The sequence below is a fragment of the Paenibacillus sp. S33 genome (genome assembly GCF_053615415.1).
The window spans coordinates 4,140,356-4,162,500 of the sequence record NZ_JBSIEZ010000001.1 but is presented as its reverse complement, the minus strand read 5'-3'; the positions used below and the strand labels follow the sequence as shown (position 1 = coordinate 4,162,500).

Genomic DNA, 22,145 nt, shown 5'->3' with positions numbered 1-22,145 from the left:
CATTCAAATATGAAGCGTATGCTTCAAAAACTACTCACTCGTTGCTCAGTTTTGAGAGCTCAAACTCTCAACATACTGCATGAATATCATCTACTCGGTTGAGTTAGACCGATATTCACACAGGCTACAGTTTCGATGAAACTGTATTGCACCTTGAAAACTGGATACCGAAACGAAATTGCGTTTTAGAATATTCCTTTAAGCTGATCTTGTGTAAACAAGTGAAATAAAGGTAGCAGGTAAGGAAAGATCTTTTGCCTTTGGCAAAAATCATTCTTTATCGAACATCGACATTTTCTTTCTTTGAAAGAAAAGTCTAGGTTAAGCTACAAAGAGCACACGGAGGATGCCTAGGCGCCAGGAGCCGACGAAGGACGTGGCGAACAACGATAAAGCCTCGGGGAGCTGTAAGCAAGCTTTGATCCGGGGATGTCCGAATGGGGAAACCCGGCTGTCTTCATCGACAGTCACTTTCTGCTGAATACATAGGCAGAATAGAGGCAGACCAGGGGAACTGAAACATCTAAGTACCCTGAGGAAGAGAAAACAATAGTGATTCCGTCAGTAGCGGCGAGCGAACGCGGATTAGCCCAAACCAAGGAGCTTGCTCCTTGGGGTTGTGGGACGTCTCACATGGAGTTACAAAGGAACCGGTTAGATGAAGAGGCCTGGAAAGGCCCGCCAGAGAAGGTAAAAGCCCTGTAGTTCAAAACTTGTTCTCTCCGAGACGGATCCCGAGTAGTGCGGGGCACGTGAAACCCCGTATGAATCCGGCAGGACCATCTGCCAAGGCTAAATACTCCCTGGCGACCGATAGTGAAGCAGTACCGTGAGGGAAAGGTGAAAAGCACCCCGGAAGGGGAGTGAAATAGATCCTGAAACCGTGTGCTTACAAGAAGTCAGAGCCCGATCTATGGGTGATGGCGTGCCTTTTGTAGAATGAACCGGCGAGTTACGTTCCCGTGCAAGGTTAAGGTGAAGAGCTGAAGCCGCAGCGAAAGCGAGTCTGAATAGGGCGAATGAGTACGTGGACGTAGACCCGAAACCGGGTGATCTACCCCTGTCCAGGGTGAAGGTGCGGTAACACGCACTGGAGGCCCGAACCCACGCATGTTGAAAAATGCGGGGATGAGGTGGGGGTAGCGGAGAAATTCCAATCGAACCCGGAGATAGCTGGTTCTCCCCGAAATAGCTTTAGGGCTAGCCTCGGAAAAAAGAATCGTGGAGGTAGAGCACTGATTGGGTGCGGGGCCCGCAAGGGTTACCAAGCTCAGTCAAACTCCGAATGCCATAGATTTAGTTCCGGGAGTCAGACAGTGAGTGCTAAGATCCATTGTCGAAAGGGAAACAGCCCAGACCATCAGCTAAGGTCCCCAAGTGTGTGTTAAGTGGGAAAGGATGTGGAGTTGCACAGACAACCAGGATGTTGGCTTAGAAGCAGCCACCATTGAAAGAGTGCGTAATAGCTCACTGGTCGAGTGACTCTGCGCCGAAAATGTAACGGGGCTAAACACACCACCGAAGCTATGGCTTGATGCTTGCATCAGGGGTAGGGGAGCGTTGAATGCGGGTTGAAGGTGTACCGTAAGGAGCGCTGGACTGCATTCAAGTGAGAATGCCGGTATGAGTAACGAAAAGATCTGTGAGAATCAGATCCGCCGAAAGCCTAAGGGTTCCTGAGGAAGGTTCGTCCGCTCAGGGTAAGTCGGGACCTAAGGCGAGGCCGATAGGCGTAGTCGAAGGACAACAGGTCGAAATTCCTGTACCACCGTAATCCGTTATGAGCGATGGGGTGACGCAGTAGGGTAGTGACGCGGACTGATGGATGTCCGTCTAAGCAGTGAGGCTGATGTGTAGGCAAATCCGCACATCGTAAGGCTGGGCTGTGATGGGGAGCGAAAATTGTAGTAGCGAAGGTCATGATCTCAGACTGCCAAGAAAAGCCTCTAGCCAGGAGAAGGTGCCCGTACCGCAAACCGACACAGGTAGGCGAGAAGAGAATTCTAAGGCGCGCGGAAGAACTCTCGTTAAGGAACTCGGCAAAATGACCCCGTAACTTCGGGAGAAGGGGTGCCTCGGTAGGGTGAATAGCCCGAGGGGGCCGCAGTGAAAAGGCCCAAGCGACTGTTTAGCAAAAACACAGGTCTGTGCGAAGCCGCAAGGCGAAGTATACGGGCTGACGCCTGCCCGGTGCTGGAAGGTTAAGGGGAGTGGTAAGCCTTCGGGCGAAGCTATGAACCGAAGCCCCAGTAAACGGCGGCCGTAACTATAACGGTCCTAAGGTAGCGAAATTCCTTGTCAGGTAAATTCTGACCCGCACGAATGGCGTAACGACTTGGGCGCTGTCTCAACGAGAGATCCGGTGAAATTTTAATACCTGTGAAGATGCAGGTTACCCGCGACAAGACGGAAAGACCCCATGGAGCTTTACTGCAGCTTGATATTGAATTTGGGTACGATCTGTACAGGATAGGTGGGAGCCGTAGAACTTTGAGCGCCAGCTTGAAGGGAGGCATCCTTGGGATACCACCCTGATCGTATCTAGGTTCTAACTTGGTACCGTGACCCGGTGCGAGGACAGTGTCAGGTGGGCAGTTTGACTGGGGCGGTCGCCTCCTAAAGAGTAACGGAGGCGCCCCAAGGTTCCCTCAGAATGGTTGGAAATCATTCGAAGAGTGCAAAGGCAGAAGGGAGCTTGACTGCGAGACCTACAAGTCGAGCAGGGACGAAAGTCGGGCTTAGTGATCCGGTGGTACCGCATGGAAGGGCCATCGCTCAACGGATAAAAGCTACCCTGGGGATAACAGGCTTATCTCCCCCAAGAGTCCACATCGACGGGGAGGTTTGGCACCTCGATGTCGGCTCATCGCATCCTGGGGCTGAAGTAGGTCCCAAGGGTTGGGCTGTTCGCCCATTAAAGCGGTACGCGAGCTGGGTTCAGAACGTCGTGAGACAGTTCGGTCCCTATCTGTCGTGGGCGTAGGAAATTTGAGAGGAGCTGTCCTTAGTACGAGAGGACCGGGATGGACGTACCGCTGGTGTACCAGTTGTTCCGCCAGGAGCACCGCTGGGTAGCTATGTACGGAAGGGATAAGCGCTGAAAGCATCTAAGCGTGAAGCCCCCCTCAAGATGAGATTTCCCAATTAGTAAGACCCCTTGAAGACGACGAGGTAGATAGGTTGGGGGTGGAAGTGCAGTAATGCATGGAGCTGACCAATACTAATCGGTCGAGGGCTTATCCTAAAATAAAACGCAAATAAGTTTCGGATCCAGTTTTCAGGGTGTAACCTTGAAGGTATGTAGAAATACATACAAGCGCATGGCTATTCATTCACACGATAAGTGATGAACCGAATAACCATACGGAAGAATTTACGATGTAAATTCATGTTTGGTGGCGATAGCGGAGGGGTTCCACACGTACCCATCCCGAACACGACCGTTAAGCCCTCCAGCGCCGATGGTACTTGGACCGCAGGGTCCTGGGAGAGTAGGACGTCGCCAAGCAGAGCTTTATGATTAATATTCCCTGATAGCTCAGTTGGTAGAGCACTCGACTGTTAATCGAGTTGTCACAGGTTCGAGTCCTGTTCGGGGAGCCATATGGAGAGGTGTCCGAGTTGGCCGAAGGAGCACGATTGGAAATCGTGTAGGCGCCAAAAGCGTCTCGAGGGTTCGAATCCCTCTCTCTCCGCCATAATTATTTTATTGTATGGCCCGTTGGTCAAGGGGTTAAGACACCTCCCTTTCACGGAGGTAACAGGGGTTCGAATCCCCTACGGGTCATAAGTAGTATGGAGGCTTAGCTCAGCTGGGAGAGCATCTGCCTTACAAGCAGAGGGTCGGGGGTTCGAGCCCCTCAGCCTCCACCATTTATTTAAATAGCAGTCCCTAATATTATCGCGGGGTGGAGCAGTTCGGTAGCTCGTCGGGCTCATAACCCGAAGGTCGCAGGTTCAAATCCTGCCCCCGCAACCAATTAACTTTTGAATGTAAACTGCTATGGAACTGTGGTGTAGAGGCCTAACATGCCTGCCTGTCACGCAGGAGATCGCGGGTTCGAATCCCGTCAGTTCCGCCATTTTTACAAAGTTATATTACCCTGTTGGGAGCCATTAGCTCAGTTGGTAGAGCACCTGACTTTTAATCAGGGTGTCGAAGGTTCGAGTCCTTCATGGCTCACCATTCATGAACTTATATGTCATGGATATAATGATATTGCGGACGTGGCTCAGCGGTAGAGCATCGCCTTGCCAAGGCGAGGGTCGCGGGTTCGATTCCCGTCGTCCGCTCCATATTTGCGCCCTTAGCTCAGCTGGATAGAGCGTTTGACTACGAATCAAAAGGCCGGGAGTTCGAATCTCTCAGGGCGCGCCATTAACTTCATAAGCCGGTGTGGCGGAATTGGCAGACGCGCGCGACTCAAAATCGTGAGGGAAACCGTGGAGGTTCGAGTCCTCTCACCGGCATGTATTTCGGGATGTAGCTCAGCTTGGTAGAGCACCTGGTTTGGGACCAGGGGGTCGCATGTTCAAATCGTGTCATCCCGATTCAAAAGGAAAGTCGCTGGAAGCAGCGGCTTTTTTTTATATTCATATCTTTTTGTATAAATCAGTAATCCTCAGGTCACACTAACACAAAAAGTGGGACGGAAGGGATTACTGTGAAGCGATTAAGTTGGAAAAAACAGATGAAACGGCGCTGGAAACAGTGGAGAAGAACAGTGTGGGCATGTAGCATTTTTGGTGCGGCTTGTTTGCTGGCAGGGTTGGGTATTCTGTTTTCGAATTATTTGCAGGCTATGTTGTCACAGCCACTCGCTACTACCGTCATGGCAGAGGAGAGCATGGAGGAAGCTTCACATCTGAGTCCAATTGAAGATCACTCCTCACAGATGCAATTATTGCAAAGTATTCGTGCTTCCGGTATAAGCAGGAAGACCCGTCTGTTAACCACCTACGTGTGTGGTACGGAAACACTTTCCTTGGGAACGCTAAGTTCACAGCAGCTAGAGACCTTACTGAAGCAACATCCCGATTGGAAGGGACGACTTAATACCAAAGGAGAGGTGTGGCTGGAGCGCAGGGTGGAAGACTTGTCGGAGTCATGCAAAGAGCATGGATACATGGGGTTGAGCACTGACGGGCAGCTTACATTGTATGAAGGGCTACCTAAAAAGGAAAAAGTTATCCGCACTTTTTTTCAATTGGATGTGGGTTCCATGGAGACGGCCTTGCCAGAAGGGGTATATAAACAACTTCAGCAGGGAATACGTGTACAGGATATAAATGAGTATAACAGTGTAATCTCCACTTTTAGTGACTTTGCCCTGGAGCGAACACAAAGGGTATTAAAGCAGCACTATTGATTACAACTACGAGACGTTAGGCATTGCCCATGTGGTGAGGCTTGAAGCGTCTCTTTTTATGTTTTTACTCACGTTTAAATTTTTTCCTCTATTAGATACAAAGTTTTGTTATAATGAAAAGAACGACACATATGTTCGCTTTATATGGTATTTGACCATGATTATATTCAGGATAACGCTGGCTTTTGGTTGGGTACGCCATGTTTGAGCGATAGGGGAGAGATTTTTTTGCGTTTTTTAGGAATTGATCCGGGTATTGCCATTGTGGGCTTCGGATTTGTAGACAAGATTGGCAGCAAGGTGGTTCCTGTGCAGTATGGCTGTATCCAGACGGAGGCTCATACACCGGAAGAAGAAAGGCTGCTTCATGTGTATGAAGGCATGTTGCAATTAATAGATAAATATAAGCCTGATGCGGTAGCACTGGAAAAGCTCTTTTTTAATCGCAACGTTACAACCGCTATGTCTGTAAGTCAGGCACGTGGGGTGCTGGTACTAGCTGCAAAACAACGTAATTTGCCTATAGGTGAATACACACCGATGCAGGTAAAGCAGGCTATTGTAGGGTATGGTAAGGCTGAGAAGAAACAGGTACAAGAAATGGTTAGAATGTTCCTAAAGCTTCAAGTTGTGCCCAAACCGGACGATGTAGCGGATGCTTTGGCGGTGGCTATTTGTCATGCGCACTCCTATGGACTAAATTCAAAATTAAATGAGGTATTGCGAAAATGATAGATTTCTTGCGTGGTTCTGTGGCCCATTTGGAAAATGAATATGTTGTTTTAGATGTGCAGGGTGTAGGGTATAGGGTATTTTGTCCGAATCCTTACGCGTTCGCCAAAACTGAAGGTCCAGTGGTTATTTACATTCACCATCATGTAAGGGAAGATGCTATTTTACTGTTCGGTTTTGCGACCCGTGAGGAGCAGCAGCTTTTCCGTAAACTGATTGATGTATCTGGTATTGGACCGCGTGTTGCGCTTGGTATTTTAGGAGGCGGTACGCCTGCTCATGTGGTAACGGCGATTTATCAGGAGAATATCACATTTCTCACCAAGTTACCGGGGATCGGTAAAAAGACGGCACAACGTATGATTCTGGATTTGAAAGACAAGCTGGACGGTATTGGCTCGTTGGGGATGGCAACCGGATTGTTTGCTGAGCCTGTCGTAGAAGAAGGCGAAGGTTCATATTGGGGCGAGGCCCGTGAGGCGCTCAAGGCGCTCGGTTACACGGATGCTGAGTTGGATAAGGTATGGAGCAGAATGAAGAAAGATGCGAAACCTGATGAATCTGCCGATATTTTGATGAAGCGGGCTTTGCAACTGTTGTTTGCCGGATAGGACGATGATGTCCGCTAACAAATGTCTGGTGAAAAGAGGAGCGATGGAACATGGATGACCGGATTATTTCCGCCAATTTGATGATGGAAGACCAGACGGCGGAGCTAAGCCTTCGCCCCCGTTATCTAAATGAATATATCGGGCAAAATCAGGTTAAGGAAAATCTGAAAGTATATATTGAAGCGGCCAAAATGCGTAAAGAAGCGTTGGACCATGTACTGTTGTACGGACCGCCTGGGTTGGGTAAAACAACTCTTGCTAACATTATCGCCAATGAGTTGGGGGTTAATTTGCGTACGACTTCAGGTCCTGCAATTGAAAGACCGGGAGATTTGGCAGCATTGCTGACCAATCTTCAAGAGGGTGATGTTTTGTTCATTGATGAGATTCATCGCCTTCATCGTACGGTGGAAGAAGTCATGTATCCGGCGATGGAGGATTTTGCGCTGGACATTATGATTGGCAAAGGCCCGAGTGCACGTTCGGTCCGTCTGGATTTGCCACCCTTTACCCTTATAGGGGCCACTACGCGCGCTGGGCTGCTCTCTGCGCCATTGCGTGACCGGTTTGGTGTTATTAGTCGATTAGAGTTTTATACGACAGACGAGCTGGCTTACATCGTGTCTAGGAATGCGGATATTATGGAGATTGAGATTGTTGGGGATGCGGCGGAGGAAATCGCATTGCGTTCACGGGGGACCCCGCGTATTGCTAACCGACTGTTAAAAAGGGTGCGTGATTTTGCCCAGGTTGCTGGAGACGGTATTATTCATTCTGAGTTGGCTGCAGAGGCGCTAAAGAGACTTCAAATAGATCCACTCGGGCTGGATGAAATTGATCATAAAATGCTTAAGGCCATGATTCATTCATTCCGGGGCGGGCCTGTAGGATTGGACACCATTGCTGCAACTATTGGTGAGGAGAGTCAGACAATTGAGGATGTGTACGAGCCCTATTTGTTACAAATTGGCCTTTTACAAAGAACACCTCGGGGACGAACAGTGACTCCGGCGGCATATGGCCACCTTGGAATCCCACTGCCAACGGATCCACGGTGAGTAGGAAACATGATGCTTTTCAAAAAATCATTGCATGATTACACGCAATTATGGTGAATACGATATTGGCTGACGGATGATTGAGGGAAGTGAGAGTGTAAGTAAGATTCGAGCGGGTTCATATTTTGGTTTATTCCGCCGATGTATTTAAAGGGATAGACAAGGGTCGAGATCCCGATAAATTACGCAATATAAGTGCTAGACAGCTAGATTGGGGGAGCCAGAAATGAGTGGAGAAGCATTTAACCGAAAAAGTATTTTCGGTGCATGGATGGGCCGGGCCAAACGAGCAGCAGCAATTATGGTATTAGCTACAGTGTGCATACCTTGGTCTTCGGGCGTTCACGCTGCTGCCGCCCAAGAGGATATTCGTGTAGTGATTTTTGCGGATCTAGGTAGCAAATATAAAGCGACAGTCCCCGCTGTAACCTTGAAATCATCAGGAGGTCTGAGTGTTGGACAGAACAGTGGGGGCAGTTTTCAAACTTGGATGGGACTACCAGACAGTACGGCTCGTTTTAGTGTAGACAGCTATCGGGTGAAGGTACTTGAAGGAAATGAAGCAGCGGCAATAAAAGCGGCCCAAGCCCTGCAAAAGACTAATGATAAACCTACGGTTTTTATCGGTTCAAAAAATGGTAGCTCAGTGTATCAAGTGTACGCGGGAATATATGCTAGTGAGCAGTCTGCGCAGGCTGCTGTACAGCGGATTTCCTCCGCAACCGGAGCGCAGGCCGAAGTTAAGGGGAACAAGCATTGGTCCACAGGAAGCTACGGAAGCGAGCAGGAAGCTAATCTCGTTCGAACGACAATTGCTGCGGCAGGCTTTGATGCTTTTACTGTAATTCAATCAAGAGGCCAGTATGCTGTATGGGTTGGAGAAGAAAGTAATGACAGCAAGCTGTCGGCTTTGAAAACAGAGCTGGAGAGCAAGCAGCCGAGACTCACGCTGTCTAAAGTTAATGCTACTCAAACCGGCCTCATTATAAGACAGGAAGCAGGAGTCACGACTGGCTCGCAGGTGATGTCTCATTACATGCTAAGTGGTTCTGATCATAGCAAGGTAATTGTCAACGGCGGTAATGATGGAATACAAGTGATGGAGAGATCACAGCGTACATATCGCGGCGAGATGGAGATTGCCATGACGTCAGGCCAGCTGGCGCTTGTGAATGAAGTTCCTCTGGAGCAGTATTTGTATTCCGTGGTAGGAGCAGAGGTCTATTCCTCATGGCCAGATGAAGCGCTCAAGGCTCAAGCGGTAGCGGCTCGTAGCTACGCGCTTGCCCAAGGCAATCGGTTTCAGATCGGCAATGTAGTAGATGGCACGTTAAGCCAGGCTTACAACGGTAAGAGCTCGGAACATGCCAATGTCAATGAGGCTGTAGATGCAACAGCTGGTGAAGTCATTAAAAGTGGCGGCAAAGTGGTCGAAGCTGTATTTTCATCTAATGCGGGCGGTGTGACAGCAGATGCCTCAGAGGTGTGGAACAGTGGTGGCGAAACCTTTGCCAGCGTAGACAGCTCGGGAGATACTTCAGCGCAAAAAGGAGCACAGGAGTGGTATCATGTACTTCTCTCCAGTGGCAAGACAGGGTATATTCGTGAGGATAATGCTAAGGAACTGGAGGGTGTCACAGAAGCGGGGTTAGACAAAATCACCGTCACTGCGGAAAATACAAATGTGCGTCCTATTCCCCAAATTCAATCGACGGTTACACCAATAGCCAAGGCGCAGCCGGGCGAAGAGATCATTGTATTAGAAAAGGTGCCTCAGTCCGGAGACTATGCATGGGTGCGGGGGCCCTTTACGTCAGCTCAGCTTGCTAAATCCCTGCAAGGGAAAGTAACGGGCACAGTGCCTTCCTCTATTAATCACCTCGATGTCACCAAACGTGGTCCATCAGGGCGAGTGTTGGAGGTTCAAGCGAACGGATCCCCTTTGAAAGTGAAATATCCGGATATGTTTCGCTCAGCAATGGGCGGACTCCCGAGCACACTGTTTGATATTGCGAGTACCGGAAGTTATACTGTATTAGGCGCTGATGGGGCTACTTCTCATGTAAGTGGTACACAAGGCACTCAAATCCTGTCCGCATCTGGCAGCAGTACTTCAAGTGGTAACGGGGTGATCGTCATGAATGAAGATCGTCATGCACGAGTCATTGACAAAACACAAAGCTTTATTTTTACAGGTAAAGGAAATGGTCATGGTTTGGGCTTATCCCAATGGGGTGCCAACGGTTTGGCCGAGCAGGGGTATGATTACAAGAAAATTTTGCAACACTATTACAAAAATGTGGATATAGTTAAGGACTGACCAATATATGAATGTAAACGACTACGATTTTGAACTGCCTGAAACATTAATTGCACAGACACCTTTGCTTGATCGGAGCGCTTCCAGATTACTGACGTTAAACAAAAATAACGGTGAAGTGGGTCATCATACGTTTTCGGATATTGTGCAGTATCTCCAACCAGGGGATACGCTGGTATTAAACGATACGAGAGTGATTCCTGCACGCTTGTTTGGCATCAAGGAAGACACGGGAGCTAAGGCTGAGGTTTTGCTGCTTAAGCAACTGCAAGGGGACCGATGGGAAGCATTGGTGAAACCCGGTAAAAAGCTAAAAAAGGGTGCTGTTATTGTTTTCGGTGATGAGCTGAAAGCAGTAATTGAGGAAGAAGGAGATATGGGCGGAAGGGTGCTTTCATTTTCATATGACGGTATTTTTCAGGAGATCTTGGACCGTCTGGGGCAGATGCCGCTTCCGCCGTATATCAAGGAACAACTGGATGACCGCGAGCGTTATCAGACCGTTTATGCTCGACATGAAGGTTCGGCTGCGGCTCCAACGGCAGGGCTGCATTTTACAGAAGAATTGCTGGACCAGATTAAAAAGAAGGGCGTTACTGTTGCCTTTATCACACTTCATGTTGGCTTAGGGACGTTCAGACCGATGTCTGTGGATACGATTGAAGAGCATGTCATGCACGAAGAGTATTATTCATTATCACAGGAAACGGCAGATGTACTTAATGCAACCAAGGCGCGCGGTGGGAGAATCGTGGCAGTGGGAACAACCAGTTGTCGAACGCTGGAGACGGTGGGCAATACATTCGCAGATGGAGTGCTGCAGGCCAGCAGTGGCTGGACACAGATTTTTATTTATCCAGGCTACGAATTCCGTGTGGTGGATGCGATGATTACGAATTTCCATTTGCCTAAATCCACCTTGGTTATGCTGGTCAGCGCACTGGCGGGCAGGGAGAATATTATGCATGCTTACCAGGAGGCGATTGACCGACAATATCGGTTCTTCAGCTTCGGGGACGCAATGTTCATTTATTAATTAAGGATGGTAGAGAAAATATGGCACCAGCAATAAGATACGAACATATTAAAACCTGCAAGCAATCGGGAGCTCGTCTCGGGCGTGTACACACACCTCACGGAGTTATTGAGACACCAACCTTTATGCCGGTGGGAACTCAAGCGACTGTTAAAACGATGAGTCCTGAGGAACTGAAAGCGATGGATGCTCAAATTATTTTGAGTAACACGTACCATTTGTTTCTTCGTCCCGGCCACGATATTATTCGTGAAGCGGGTGGACTGCACAAGTTTATGAATTGGGATCGCCCTATTTTAACAGACAGCGGCGGATTCCAGGTGTTTTCTTTAAGTGAAATGCGTAAAATTTCAGAGGAAGGTGTTCATTTCCGCTCTCATTTAAATGGAGATAAGAAGTTTCTTTCACCAGAAGTGGCGATGGAAATTCAAAACTCGCTTGGCTCAGATATTATGATGGCCTTCGATGAATGCCCGCCGTTTCCGGCTGAATATGAGTATGTGAAAAAGTCACTGGAACGCACCAGCCGTTGGGCTGAGCGTTGTCTAGAGGCACACGCGCGTCCTCATGATCAAGGTCTGTTTGCCATTGTTCAGGGAGGCATGCATGAAGATCTGCGCAAGCAAAGCGCTGCGGATTTGACTTCCATGGATTTCCCGGGGTATGCTATTGGTGGACTGAGCGTAGGTGAACCGAAACATTTGATGTATGAAGTGCTCGATTATACGGTTCCTCTGCTTCCCACCAACAAGCCACGTTATTTGATGGGCGTGGGTTCGCCTGATGCTTTGATTGAAGGCTCTATCCGTGGTGTGGATATGTTCGATTGTGTACTTCCAACCCGAATTGCTCGCAACGGGACAACGATGACCAGCCAAGGTCGTCTTGTCGTTCGCAATGCCCAATATGCAAGTGATTTTGGCCCGCTCGATCCCGCTTGTGATTGTTATACCTGTCGCAATTATTCACGTGCTTACTTGCGACATTTGATTAAAGCGGATGAAACCTTCGGGCTCCGACTGACAACGTATCATAACTTGCATTTCTTATTACAATTGATGCGTAATGTCAGACAAGCGATTATGGATGACAGGCTGCTTGATTTCCGAGATGAATTTTTTGAGCAGTACGGTCTTCATGATAATGATAAAGGCTTTTAAGTTTTAGGGAGAGTATACGAAAGGGGGATTTAACATGTTTCATTTTGCTACAGCCGCTGCTGCACCCGGTGGAACTGGCGGACTTTTCCAAATGATCTGGCCACTGGCTCTGATGTTTGTAATCTTCTATTTCTTGCTGATTCGCCCGAATCAGAAAAAACAAAAGCAGCGTCAAACGATGCTTCAAGCTTTGAAAAAGGGAGATAAAGTAATTACAATCGGAGGTCTTCACGGTACAATTATGGAGATTACGGATGATGTAGTAGTTTTGCGTGTGAATGATGTCACGAAGCTGACCTTTGACCGCAGTGCAATCAGCAACGCGATTGCAAAAGACACGGCATCTGAGGAAGTTGTTTCCAAATCGTAAAATGCTGGTGACCGTTATGCAAAAACCGAGCCTTTAAGGAGGCTCGGTTTTTTTGTGTTGTTTTATTACATGGATACAAACATTTTGATTACTTGTTGAGATTAATGCCAAACATCCCACCACCTGCGCCTATGACAAACGCGAAACCTAAGTGTAACAGGTCCTTGCCGTTCATGCCCGCATCCAATGCCAGAAAACCGACCAGAAGAACGATTAGTCCATACAGGATGCCTGTAATACCGCCTTGATACCAGCCTTTGTTTGTGGATCTTTTACCGGCGACGAAGCCGCCAGATAGCATGGCGAATGCATGGACGATGTACGTATACAATGATAAGTCCTGTTCCTGCATCTGTGTCAGCCACAAGAGTAATGAAAGAATCAATGCGCCAAGCAGCATCCATGCAAAAGCATAAAATAAACCGGATAAAATGGGATGGGCCAGACGAAACGAACACCAGCGGCGAATGAGCTCCATTGATAATTCCTCCTGTACCAAGGTTTGAACTATTATCATTCTATGGCCAAGCCTCCCGGCTTAGTACCAAGTCGCAAGCAGTCTTTCTCTTTATTTCAATAATTTAGCCTTTTGTTTTTTGTATGAGCCAAGTGAGGAACGGTCAGAATACGTGTACAATGAACGACTCATGTCTTATTGCAAGTACAGGGGAGGAGGCGAACATATTGAGTCACGATATTTTTGCTCATATTTTTCGGACGCTGCTCATGTATTTTATTGTATATCTGGTGATGCGCTTGATGGGTAAAAGGGAGATCGGCAAATTGTCTGTTTTCGATCTCGTCATATCCATTATGATTGCAGAAATTGCTGTATTCAGCCTGGAGGATATAAAACGTCCACTTTATGAAGGGTTGATTCCTTTAGGAGTGCTGTTAATTTTGCAAATAGGTATTTCATTTTTCAGTCTGAAAAGTCGGCGACTGCGCTTACTATTTGATGGTAGGCCCAGTGTATTGTACTCTAATGGACAATTAAACAAGGATGAAATGGTAAAACAACGTTATAACTTAGATGACTTGCTGTTACAACTTCGCGAACAAAATATAGAAAGTCTGGACGAAGTTGAATATGTTATTTTGGAAACGACAGGTAAGCTAACGGTTATAGGTAAGGATGATAATGATGGAGTGGAACACGAAAAAATGAAGCAGGAATTAAACGGAACAGATTTGACAAGCAAAGAGCAACAGGTGAATAAAGTCCATCCTTCTCCACAAATCGGTGGAAAGTTTAGATATGAGGGACTGCCTATTCCATTAATCATGGATGGCAAAGTGCTGGATAGAAATTTGGAACGGATGGATATGAACCGTTTTTGGCTTAAGAATCAAATTCAAGCGAAGGGACACAAAGATTTTAAGGATGTTTTTTTATGCTCGGTTAACCATAGAGGTGATGTGTACATTACACCACCGGCCTATGGAAAATCTTCAGATTAGGTTTTTTATGCTTTAAACCATCTTCTCAGGATTGGAATGCGTGTAAGGTTGTCCCAATCAATCATTTTGATCAAGGTCATTAGGAAAAGGTACAGTATAATTCCCAATCCTGCGGCAAAAATAAACTGAAGCCACATTTGGTTGAACATCGTTAGATGTCTGTAGGTATATAATACTGCTGCTGCCATGATGATCATGCCTATCCCGGTCTTCCAGAAATCGAGCAAACGTACGCGGAAGCGAAGCAGTCTGCTGACACTGAATCCGTGAAGGAGAGTAACAATGGCACTGTTAATACAAATGGCGATGACAGCTCCATAGATACCATACTGAGGTTGGGAAGCAAGCCAGACGATCAGTACAATTTTGATAACGGCTCCGATAAAGGTATTTAATAAGGCACTTCCAGGACGGTCTAATGCCTGAAGTGCTGCCTGAAGCGGGGCCTGAATGTACATAAAAAGAGCAAAAGGTGCCATGAGCTTAAGCATGCCTGAAATATCGCCATTATTGTAGAGTAGCAGACACAGAGGTTCTGCCAATACATACATGATAACGGCAAATGGGGCTCCTGCAACCAAAGCAAGCCGAAGCGATTGATGTAGACGTTTGTGAATGGCTGTAATATGCCCCTTAGCTGCTGCTTCGGATAACGAAGGAACGAGTGAAACTGCTAGCGAACTGGTTAGAACCCCAGGTAGTAATAACACAGGAATGACCATGCCCTGCATGGCTCCATATTGTGCGGTTGCCACGCCAGTTGCGATGCCTGCTACGGCAAGGCTGCGCATGCACAAGATAGATTCGAGCAAATAGGATAAGGAACCGACAAGCCTTCCAGCAGTAACGGGAACGGATATAGACATAAGACGTGACAAAACGGATGATTGCTCGGGATGAACTTCAGAGGAGGGGACAGGCGACTTTGGCTGAAGGATGCGATCTTTTCGCTGGTTACACACGTATTGCCATAGCAGTACAATCATGCCAATGAATTCGCCCGCCAGAGCACCGAGCATGGCACCTGCAGCAGCGTAGTCTACCCCATGGGGAAGTAACAAGTAAGCAAACCAAATGACGCAAAAAATGCGTATAACGGTCTCCGCAATGGAGGAGCTGGCGGAAGGGATCATATTTTGCTTTCCCTGAAAATAGCCCCTATAAGCTGAAGAAACAGCTACAATGACAATCATTGGGCTCATGCTCACAAATGTATAATACACGCGACTGTCGGTCAGGAGATGGCTTGTGATCCAAGGCGCGAACACAAGACAGAGCACCATGGCGATCAGACTGAGTGTAATGGTGAAGCGCAGGCTGGTGTGCAAAATACGCCGCGACATTTCGGGCTGTCCAGCCGTTTCAGCTTCGGCTACAAGCTTGGCTACCGCAAGAGGGATCCCCCCTGTAATAAGCGTCACCAGAACGATAAAAAAGGGATACCCCTGTTGGTATAAGCCAACTCCTTCGGGGCCGATGATACGCGGGAGTGCGATTCGGGGAATAAAACCAAGTATCCGGTTAATAACTCCCGCTGCCAATAAAATGATTGCTCCATGGATGAAAGTCTGCTTTTTCAATCGCAACTCCCTCTTCCCCAAAATGTAATTCTGCGTCTATGCATTACTTTAGAAGATATGCTGGACCTGTCCATGTTCATGACAAGCTTTTCCGTTCAGAAACAAAGTGATTTAGACAACAAGAGGGCGAGTGGTGAATTCTGCTATTGACGAGCGAAATGAATGCATATATTGTTGATTTAAGGCTATTTTCAACGAAAAGAAGGGTTTTCCAGGATCAGAACAGAAATGTTCTACAAAGCAGTCAATAACCCCGCTAATTGCTGATCTGCGGAACCGGTAGTCGCTGGGAGGAGGAACGGCCATCGTGGGTATGGAAGAGCTGGATGAGCAGGATTGGGATGACGCAATTGAGATGCTCTGTCAAAGTAAGGCGGACGAGTTGATTCTCGTAGGCTATGAGCATGTCACAAGTAAGGACGTGTGGAATTGCGTCAGCCATAAATATGAAAAGGAGGGTATTCCTCCGCTGCACAAGCTCGTTAATGATATACTTTCCCTTAAAGCGACGAGCTTTATGAACTATTTGACGATGTCCGCATTACGGGGCTCCACTTTCGAATAGAAGGGGGTCTTTTTTTGCGTTCAAATTGACTGCTTTTTGAGGGGTAGCTATAATAGGAATATTGAGAATGAAAGGGGAACATGGGACGGAATGAAGAGAATTCTAAGTTTCATCGTGGTCGTGCTCATAACTACTGGTGTTATGATCGGGACAAGCCCGGGCCTACTGAACAGTTTAAAATTAGGCCTCGATTTAAAGGGAGGCTTTGAAATTTTATATGAAGCCCAGCCTTTGGAAGCCGGGCAGAGTGTAACCAGCCAGTCTCTTATACAAACAGCTCAAAGTCTGGAGAGACGGATAAACGCGCTTGGTACAACTGAGCCGGAAGTAACAACAGAGGGTACCAACCGTATTCGTGTGCGGCTTGCTGGTGTCTCTAATGAAGCAGAAGTGCGCTCTATGCTGAAAAAGCCTGCCGAGTTGACCTTCCGCAGTGCAACGGCAGCGGATGCTAAAAAGCCAGGCCAATACAGCAAAATTGAGCTCCGCGGTAATGATTTTGTGGAGAATGGCGCTGTTGTCGGCTATGACCAGCTGAACCAACCTGAGATTAGTATCAAAGTGAAGGACAAAGCTAAATTTGCAGAAATCACAAAGCGACTTCTGAATAAAGAATTGGCTATTTTCCTCGATCAGGAATTGCTGTCTGCACCTACAGTACGTGGGGAATTAACGGACGGTAGCGCGTCAATCACAGGTAGCTACACTCGTGATGAAGCGAATAAACTGGCGGATACGATTAATCTGGGTGCCCTTCCGCTCAAACTGACGGAAAAATATTCTCAGAGTGTAGGTGCTACGCTGGGTCAATTGTCACTGGATCAGACGATTCGTGCTGGATTGATCGGCTCGATCATTATTCTGGTATTTATGATTGCGATGTTCCGTGTACCGGGATTAGTCGCCAGTTTCTGTCTTATCGTTCATACCTGGGTAGTGCTTGCGATTTTCTACTTGGGTGGATTCGTACTCACACTCCCAGGTATCGCCGCCTTTGTGCTCGGGATCGGGATGGCGGTCGATGCCAATATCATTACGTATGAACGGATTAAAGAAGAAATCAAGTCAGGCAAAACGATTCGTTCTTCTGTCATTGCAGGTAGTAAGGCTTCGTTCCGTACCGTTATGGATGCCAATGTTACGACTATTATAGCGGCAGCGGTTATGTTTGGTCTGGGAACAGGCTCCGTTCGAGGATTCGCTCTGGTGCTCATCGTTGATATTGTCACCAGTATTTTGACGAATATCTTCTTCTCCCGCTTCTTACTCAATCTGCTGGTTAAAGCGGATGTTGTGAAGAAGGCCAAGTATTTTGGTGTGAAGGAGAGTGATATCAGTGCGCTTTAATTGGAACTTGAAATATATTAAGATGAGCAAGTGGTTTTACACGTTCTCGATTATTATCACACTGCTTGGTATTCTGAGCTTATCGATATTTGGTCTGAATTACGGGGTGGATTTCCGTTCCGGTTCGAATGTGGATGTCAATTTGACTAAAGTCGTTACACAGGAACAGATCCAGACTTTGCTGAACAAGCAGGGGATCGGCAAAGAGGTCGATTATACGCAGGGTAAAGAACGCTTCGGTATTCGCTTCTCGCAGGTTTTGACGGATCAGCAAGTGAATAACTTTAAGACTTCTTTTAATAAAGAGCTGGATCCGAAGGCCTCCTTTGAGGTCAATACAGTGGATACGGAAATGGCGCAAGAACTAGAACGAAATGCGTTATGGGCGATTTTATTGGCTTCTGTGGCTATCGCTATTTATATCTCAATCCGTTTTGAATGGCGGTTTGCCGTTGCAGCAATTGTTTCGTTGTTGCATGATGCCTTCCTCGTCATCAGTATTTTCTCGATTTTCCGTCTTGAGGTGGATTTGACCTTTATTACGGCAATTCTGACGATTGTCGGTTTCTCCATTAATGACACTGTCGTTATTTTTGACCGTATACGGGAAAATCTACGATTTGCGAAGAAGAAGTCTAGGGACGACTTAGAGCAGGTAGTTGATCACAGTATTGCGCAGACAATGACTCGTTCACTTGCAACCGTGTTTACGGTATTTATTGCCTCCTTATGTTTGTTCATATTTGGCGGCGAATCGATCCGTATGTTCTCACTTGCGATGGTTATTGGTTTGTTGTTTGGTGCTTATTCCTCCATTTTCATTGCCAGTCCGCTGTGGGTGGCTTTGAAAGGAAAACAAAAATCTCCGACAGCTGGCGGGGGCCCGGTCAAAACTGCAAAGTCTTAAGTTACGCAAATACCAGTAGTATAAATTAAAGAGAAAGCCGCGTCTGCTTGGGCGCGGTTTTCTAAGGTTTTGAGATTTACCTTGAGTAAGGCACAATAGTGGACACTTAAATGTGAATGGTTTTTTGTTTTGAGAAATTCGGTTATTTTAGAATGGAGCTTTTTTGGGAAAGGGTTAGTTCAGGATTGAGGGGGAAACGTTGTGAATAGCGAACGCAGCCGATCATTGGAAACTGCGGCGTTGAGCGGGATTGTAGGTAATCTCGCGCTGGCTGTTCTAAAGGGAACCGTCGGTTATGCGGCAAACAGCAAGGCGTTGTTGGGGGATGCACTGCACACGGTTGCGGATAGTGCTTCCCGTTTGCAGGAGCTTCTGTTTTCCAAGGGTGCTACAGGGCACGGAATGCTGGCACGGTTGCGGAACGGTGAAAAAGTTAGGACGGTCATATCTGTAGTGCTGGCTATTTTAGTGCTGATGAGTGGTCTTCAGCTAGCTATCTCGGCGGTTCGTTCATTAAGCAGTTCGGAACCGCAGGCTCCCGGTCTGTATGCATTAATTACCGTATTTATTGCGTTGGTGTTGAGAGAGGCGTTATTTCAGTTTCAATATCGCTATTCGATTAAACATGGTCATAAAGCGGAAGCAGATCGGTACGCTAACCATGAACGTTACTCGCTGTATGCATCGTTGATTGCATTGATCGGCATGATCGGTGCAATGACTGGCGAAGCAATGGAATGGCCTGCATTATTATATCTTGATCCAACCGCAGCTTTGCTGGTAGCCTGTCTGGTGCTGCGCAAAGGATATTTGATGGTAATGAATACCGCTTACCAGGTTCCTGCACAGCCCTTGCAGGAGGAAGACTCCCGACGCTTTATGGAGACGATTCAACGGGTGTATGGTATTGTAACGGTTGAGCACTTACATGCCCAGGAAACAGGCCATTTCATAACAGTGGATGTAACGATAAGTGTGAACCCGCGGATTACGGTACAGGAAGCGCAGGAAATCGCCGATCGAGCCAAAAATCTACTGTTAGCCCGTTTTCCACAGGTGACCCATGTACAAATGCAGTTCATTTCTTATCAAGCCGGGTATCCTTACAAATCCAATCATGAACTGCCAGATAATGATGTGTCGTCGTTGCTTCAATAGAGTAGGACGACTATGAAAGAAAGGTGAACAGGATTGCTTCATTCGCAGTACAGATGGAAGACCCCAGAGGCTAACCTGGAAGCGGCTCAGCTGTTGACAGAAGAGCTGGGGATTTCACCATTGTTGTCCCGGCTTTTAGTGAACCGGGGCGTCACTACCGCCGGGGAAGCAAACCGCTTTTTGTACGGAAGTGTGGACGATGTACACGACCCTTTTTTGCTTCTTGGTATGAAAGAGGCCGTACCGAGAATTCGCCAGGCTCTGGAACGTGGTGAGCATATATTAATCTATGGCGATTATGATGCGGACGGCGTGTCCAGTACATCATTGATGATTCAGCTCATGCGTTTTCTCAAGGCTTCTTATGATATTTATATTCCCCATCGTTCTAATGAGGGATATGGTCTGCATAACCATGCCCTTGATTGGGCTCATCAGCAGGGAGTTACGCTGGTCATTACGGTAGATACGGGAATTAGTGCAGTCGAGCAAATTGCTTATGCAACTTCCTTGGGGATAGATGTTATTGTGACGGATCATCATGAGCCGCCTGCTGTACTTCCCGAGGCATATACTTTGATTAATCCAAAGCTACCCGGTTGCCCATACCCATTTAAAGGTCTTGCAGGTGTTGGTGTTGCCCTGAAGCTCGCTCAGGCGCTGTTGGGTGAGGTGCCAGAGGAATGGTTTGAAATCGCTGCTATCGGCACGGTAGCCGATCTGATGCCACTACATGGTGAAAATCGGACGTTGGTACGCAGAGGGATTCAATCCATGAGAAACTCTGCATTTCCGGGTATCCGTGCGTTGCTCCATGTAGCGGGCGTGGATATATCTACAGTGACTTCAGTCAACATCGCATTTGCATTGGCTCCGCGGATTAATGCCAGCGGGCGCCTGGATCATGCGGGACGAGCAGTTTCTCTGCTGACGACAGAAAAAGAGGAAGAAGCAGACCAACTTGCGCATGCGCTGGACCTGCTCAATCGTGAGCGTCAACAGGTGGTCGAACGTATTGTGGAGCAAGCCGAGCAACAATTAGCATCCAAACTGAATGGAGGCAAGCTACCGTCAGTTATTGTGTTGGCTGGTGAAGGCTGGAATGTCGGCGTTGTCGGAATTGTGGCATCCAAGCTATTGGATCGCTATTATCGACCGACCATTATTCTTGGTATAGATGCTGAGACAGGCACGTGCAAAGGTTCTGCCCGGTCTATTCCTGCATTGGATATTTACAGTGCTCTTACGGACGCCCATGAGCTTATGGAGCATTTTGGTGGTCATCCTTCGGCTGCGGGTATGACGCTTTCCCGTGACAATCTGAAGTTGTTTGAAGAGCAGCTGAACCGCTATGCGGGTTCCATTCTGACACCAGAAGATCTCATTCCTGTAGCTGAAGCTGATATGGTCTGTCGTTTGGACGAGGTATCTTTGCAAGTGGTTGAAGAACTGGAATTGCTTCAGCCTTTTGGTATGGGGAATCCTTCTCCACGATTCGTATTACAGGGTCTGCAATTGCGCGAGGCTCGTAAAATGGGACGTGAGAAAAATCATGTGAAGCTCCTGCTGGAGCAGAACGGTATATCGCTGGACGCGATTGCCTTCCGTCGTGGCGATTTGGCTGATTTTTTACAGCAACAAACGGAGATAGATCTGCTGGGTGAATTGTCAATTAACGAATGGAACGGTAGACGGTCTCTTCAGCTAATGATGCAGGACATTCGAGTGCAGGCGCCACAAATTTTTGATTATCGTGGAGTGTCGGACCCTTTTGCCGAATTAGAGCGGGGACTGAAGATCTTTCATCCACGTATTGAGGAAAGAAAGAAAGACGTTGCGGTGTTGATTCATCCGTCATCCAGGCTTCGTCCATCGAGCTCCGTGGACGCTGAATCCTTATGGTTATACGATAAAGATGGCAGCGTTATTCCCAGTGATGGTCAAAGAGATGCACAGCACTCTGTAAAGTCGCTGTTCGTACTAGAGCCGCCGGATACACCGGATCAGTTTCAGGCTTTATGGTCTACCTTTGAGAATGTAGAGAACGTATTTCTCCTTCATTCGGTCAGTGAGCGTGGCGGTCGACTCGTAAGCCCTGACAGAGAGCTGTTCAAGCGTATTTACGTTGTGCTTTCTCGAATGGGGACACAGCCTATTGATGAAAAAGCAATGCTGCCTGCTCTTAGCCGACAGTGTTCCTGTTCAGTACGCATGTTATCCAAAGTATTGGACATCTTCGAAGAGCTTGAGTTTATGACGCGTACAGATGGTCAATTCCGTTTTGTATCCAATCCGCCTAAGCGGGATTTAACCGCTTCTCCACGCTATCAGGAATTGTATAATATGGCTGAAATGGAGAAGTATTTGCTGGATGCGGACACTACCCAGATGACGAGCTGGATTATGTCGCTTATGAAGGGTGCGTCTTGAGGTACTATTTCGCAATTTATGTTGTAAAATGTATATACTAA

16 protein-coding genes, 11 tRNA genes and 2 rRNA genes are annotated in these 22,145 nt (G+C 47.5%); 27 read left to right on the top strand and 2 right to left on the bottom strand.

Annotation, left to right across the window (positions count from 1 at the left end; all coding sequences use genetic code 11):
• The first annotated feature begins 319 nt into the window (after positions 1–319).
• The 21 genes from ACWGXJ_RS18920 (at position 320) to yajC (ending at position 12,656) form a co-directional block, all read left to right on the top strand.
• Positions 320–3,244, top strand: a 23S ribosomal RNA gene (locus tag ACWGXJ_RS18920).
• 147 nt (positions 3,245–3,391) lie between these two features.
• Positions 3,392–3,508: ribosomal RNA gene (gene rrf, locus ACWGXJ_RS18915) — 5S ribosomal RNA — on the top strand.
• Positions 3,509–3,527: 19 nt separating this feature from the next.
• Positions 3,528–3,603: transfer RNA gene (locus ACWGXJ_RS18910), tRNA-Asn, on the top strand.
• Positions 3,604–3,606: 3 nt separating this feature from the next.
• Positions 3,607–3,698 (top strand) — tRNA-Ser (locus ACWGXJ_RS18905).
• Between the two features lie 17 nt (positions 3,699–3,715).
• Positions 3,716–3,787 (top strand) — tRNA-Glu (locus ACWGXJ_RS18900).
• Positions 3,788–3,797: 10 nt separating this feature from the next.
• Positions 3,798–3,873, top strand: a tRNA-Val gene (locus tag ACWGXJ_RS18895).
• Positions 3,874–3,902: 29 nt separating this feature from the next.
• Positions 3,903–3,979, top strand: a tRNA-Met gene (locus tag ACWGXJ_RS18890).
• Between the two features lie 26 nt (positions 3,980–4,005).
• Positions 4,006–4,082, top strand: a tRNA-Asp gene (locus ACWGXJ_RS18885).
• 28 nt (positions 4,083–4,110) lie between these two features.
• Positions 4,111–4,186: transfer RNA gene (locus tag ACWGXJ_RS18880), tRNA-Lys, on the top strand.
• A 35-nt stretch (positions 4,187–4,221) separates the two neighbouring features.
• Positions 4,222–4,296: transfer RNA gene (locus ACWGXJ_RS18875), tRNA-Gly, on the top strand.
• A gap of 5 nt (positions 4,297–4,301) precedes the next feature.
• A tRNA-Arg gene (locus tag ACWGXJ_RS18870) sits at positions 4,302–4,378 on the top strand.
• Between the two features lie 12 nt (positions 4,379–4,390).
• Positions 4,391–4,470 (top strand) — tRNA-Leu (locus ACWGXJ_RS18865).
• Positions 4,471–4,477: 7 nt separating this feature from the next.
• A tRNA-Pro gene (locus ACWGXJ_RS18860) sits at positions 4,478–4,551 on the top strand.
• 113 nt (positions 4,552–4,664) lie between these two features.
• Positions 4,665–5,369, top strand: coding sequence for a BofC C-terminal domain-containing protein (locus ACWGXJ_RS18855; protein WP_235308628.1), 705 nt, complete (start codon positions 4,665–4,667; stop codon positions 5,367–5,369).
• 228 nt (positions 5,370–5,597) lie between these two features.
• On the top strand, positions 5,598–6,101 hold the full coding sequence (gene ruvC, locus ACWGXJ_RS18850; RefSeq protein WP_013311580.1) for a crossover junction endodeoxyribonuclease RuvC: 504 nt from the start codon (positions 5,598–5,600) through the stop codon (positions 6,099–6,101).
• On the top strand, positions 6,098–6,712 hold the full coding sequence (ruvA, locus tag ACWGXJ_RS18845; RefSeq protein ID WP_061829382.1) for a Holliday junction branch migration protein RuvA: 615 nt from the start codon (positions 6,098–6,100) through the stop codon (positions 6,710–6,712). The genes ruvC and ruvA overlap by 4 nt, the downstream gene beginning before the upstream one ends.
• A gap of 50 nt (positions 6,713–6,762) precedes the next feature.
• Positions 6,763–7,770, top strand: coding sequence for a Holliday junction branch migration DNA helicase RuvB (gene ruvB, locus ACWGXJ_RS18840; protein WP_069290204.1), 1,008 nt, complete (start codon positions 6,763–6,765; stop codon positions 7,768–7,770).
• A gap of 226 nt (positions 7,771–7,996) precedes the next feature.
• Positions 7,997–10,090, top strand: a complete 2,094-nt coding sequence (locus tag ACWGXJ_RS18835) for a SpoIID/LytB domain-containing protein (protein WP_452567385.1) — start codon at positions 7,997–7,999, stop codon at positions 10,088–10,090.
• 7 nt (positions 10,091–10,097) lie between these two features.
• A complete protein-coding gene (queA, locus tag ACWGXJ_RS18830) occupies positions 10,098–11,126 on the top strand; it encodes a tRNA preQ1(34) S-adenosylmethionine ribosyltransferase-isomerase QueA (RefSeq protein ID WP_061829380.1) in 1,029 nt (342 codons plus the stop codon).
• Positions 11,127–11,146: 20 nt separating this feature from the next.
• Complete coding sequence (gene tgt, locus ACWGXJ_RS18825) at positions 11,147–12,286, top strand: tRNA guanosine(34) transglycosylase Tgt (protein WP_452567384.1); 1,140 nt, start codon at positions 11,147–11,149, stop codon at positions 12,284–12,286.
• A 34-nt stretch (positions 12,287–12,320) separates the two neighbouring features.
• The gene (yajC, locus tag ACWGXJ_RS18820) at positions 12,321–12,656 is read left to right on the top strand and encodes a preprotein translocase subunit YajC (RefSeq protein ID WP_061829379.1); all 336 of its coding nucleotides are present in this window, start codon (positions 12,321–12,323) and stop codon (positions 12,654–12,656) included.
• Positions 12,657–12,744: 88 nt separating this feature from the next.
• Here the strand turns inward: yajC and ACWGXJ_RS18815 are convergent, their stop codons facing one another.
• On the bottom strand, positions 12,745–13,134 hold the full coding sequence (locus tag ACWGXJ_RS18815; RefSeq protein ID WP_061829378.1) for a TIGR04086 family membrane protein: 390 nt from the start codon (positions 13,132–13,134) through the stop codon (positions 12,745–12,747).
• Positions 13,135–13,340: 206 nt separating this feature from the next.
• Here ACWGXJ_RS18815 and ACWGXJ_RS18810 point away from each other — a divergent pair, with 206 nt between their 5' ends.
• Positions 13,341–14,117, top strand: coding sequence for a YetF domain-containing protein (locus ACWGXJ_RS18810; protein ID WP_446675461.1), 777 nt, complete (start codon positions 13,341–13,343; stop codon positions 14,115–14,117).
• Positions 14,118–14,122: 5 nt separating this feature from the next.
• Here the strand turns inward: ACWGXJ_RS18810 and spoVB are convergent, their stop codons facing one another.
• Complete coding sequence (spoVB, locus tag ACWGXJ_RS18805) at positions 14,123–15,697, bottom strand: stage V sporulation protein B (protein ID WP_452567383.1); 1,575 nt, start codon at positions 15,695–15,697, stop codon at positions 14,123–14,125.
• Positions 15,698–16,004: 307 nt separating this feature from the next.
• Here spoVB and ACWGXJ_RS18800 point away from each other — a divergent pair, with 307 nt between their 5' ends.
• The 5 genes from ACWGXJ_RS18800 (at position 16,005) to recJ (ending at position 22,104) form a co-directional block, all read left to right on the top strand.
• The gene (locus ACWGXJ_RS18800; RefSeq protein WP_013311570.1) at positions 16,005–16,262 is read left to right on the top strand and encodes a post-transcriptional regulator; all 258 of its coding nucleotides are present in this window, start codon (positions 16,005–16,007) and stop codon (positions 16,260–16,262) included.
• Positions 16,263–16,352: 90 nt separating this feature from the next.
• Complete coding sequence (secD, locus tag ACWGXJ_RS18795) at positions 16,353–17,609, top strand: protein translocase subunit SecD (RefSeq protein ID WP_069290197.1); 1,257 nt, start codon at positions 16,353–16,355, stop codon at positions 17,607–17,609.
• Positions 17,599–18,516, top strand: coding sequence for a protein translocase subunit SecF (gene secF / locus ACWGXJ_RS18790; RefSeq protein ID WP_452567382.1), 918 nt, complete (start codon positions 17,599–17,601; stop codon positions 18,514–18,516). The genes secD and secF overlap by 11 nt, the downstream gene beginning before the upstream one ends.
• Before the next feature lie 201 nt (positions 18,517–18,717).
• The gene (locus ACWGXJ_RS18785) at positions 18,718–19,674 is read left to right on the top strand and encodes a cation diffusion facilitator family transporter (RefSeq protein ID WP_452567381.1); all 957 of its coding nucleotides are present in this window, start codon (positions 18,718–18,720) and stop codon (positions 19,672–19,674) included.
• A 33-nt stretch (positions 19,675–19,707) separates the two neighbouring features.
• Positions 19,708–22,104, top strand: a complete 2,397-nt coding sequence (gene recJ / locus ACWGXJ_RS18780; protein ID WP_452567380.1) for a single-stranded-DNA-specific exonuclease RecJ — start codon at positions 19,708–19,710, stop codon at positions 22,102–22,104.
• Positions 22,105–22,145 lie beyond the last annotated feature (41 nt).

Bases quoted from the DNA above. Each gene is read 5' to 3' on its own strand.
- ruvB (WP_069290204.1), top strand. From the start codon at position 6,763: ATGGATGACCGGATTATTTCCGCCAATTTGATGATGGAAGACCAGACG.
- tgt (WP_452567384.1), top strand. From the start codon at position 11,147: ATGGCACCAGCAATAAGATACGAACATATTAAAACCTGCAAGCAATCG.
- secD (WP_069290197.1), top strand. From the start codon at position 16,353: ATGAAGAGAATTCTAAGTTTCATCGTGGTCGTGCTCATAACTACTGGT.
- ruvA (WP_061829382.1), top strand. From the start codon at position 6,098: ATGATAGATTTCTTGCGTGGTTCTGTGGCCCATTTGGAAAATGAATAT.
- yajC (WP_061829379.1), top strand. From the start codon at position 12,321: ATGTTTCATTTTGCTACAGCCGCTGCTGCACCCGGTGGAACTGGCGGA.
- ACWGXJ_RS18815 (WP_061829378.1), bottom strand. From the start codon at position 13,134: ATGGAGCTCATTCGCCGCTGGTGTTCGTTTCGTCTGGCCCATCCCATT.
- queA (WP_061829380.1), top strand. From the start codon at position 10,098: ATGAATGTAAACGACTACGATTTTGAACTGCCTGAAACATTAATTGCA.
- ACWGXJ_RS18835 (WP_452567385.1), top strand. From the start codon at position 7,997: ATGAGTGGAGAAGCATTTAACCGAAAAAGTATTTTCGGTGCATGGATG.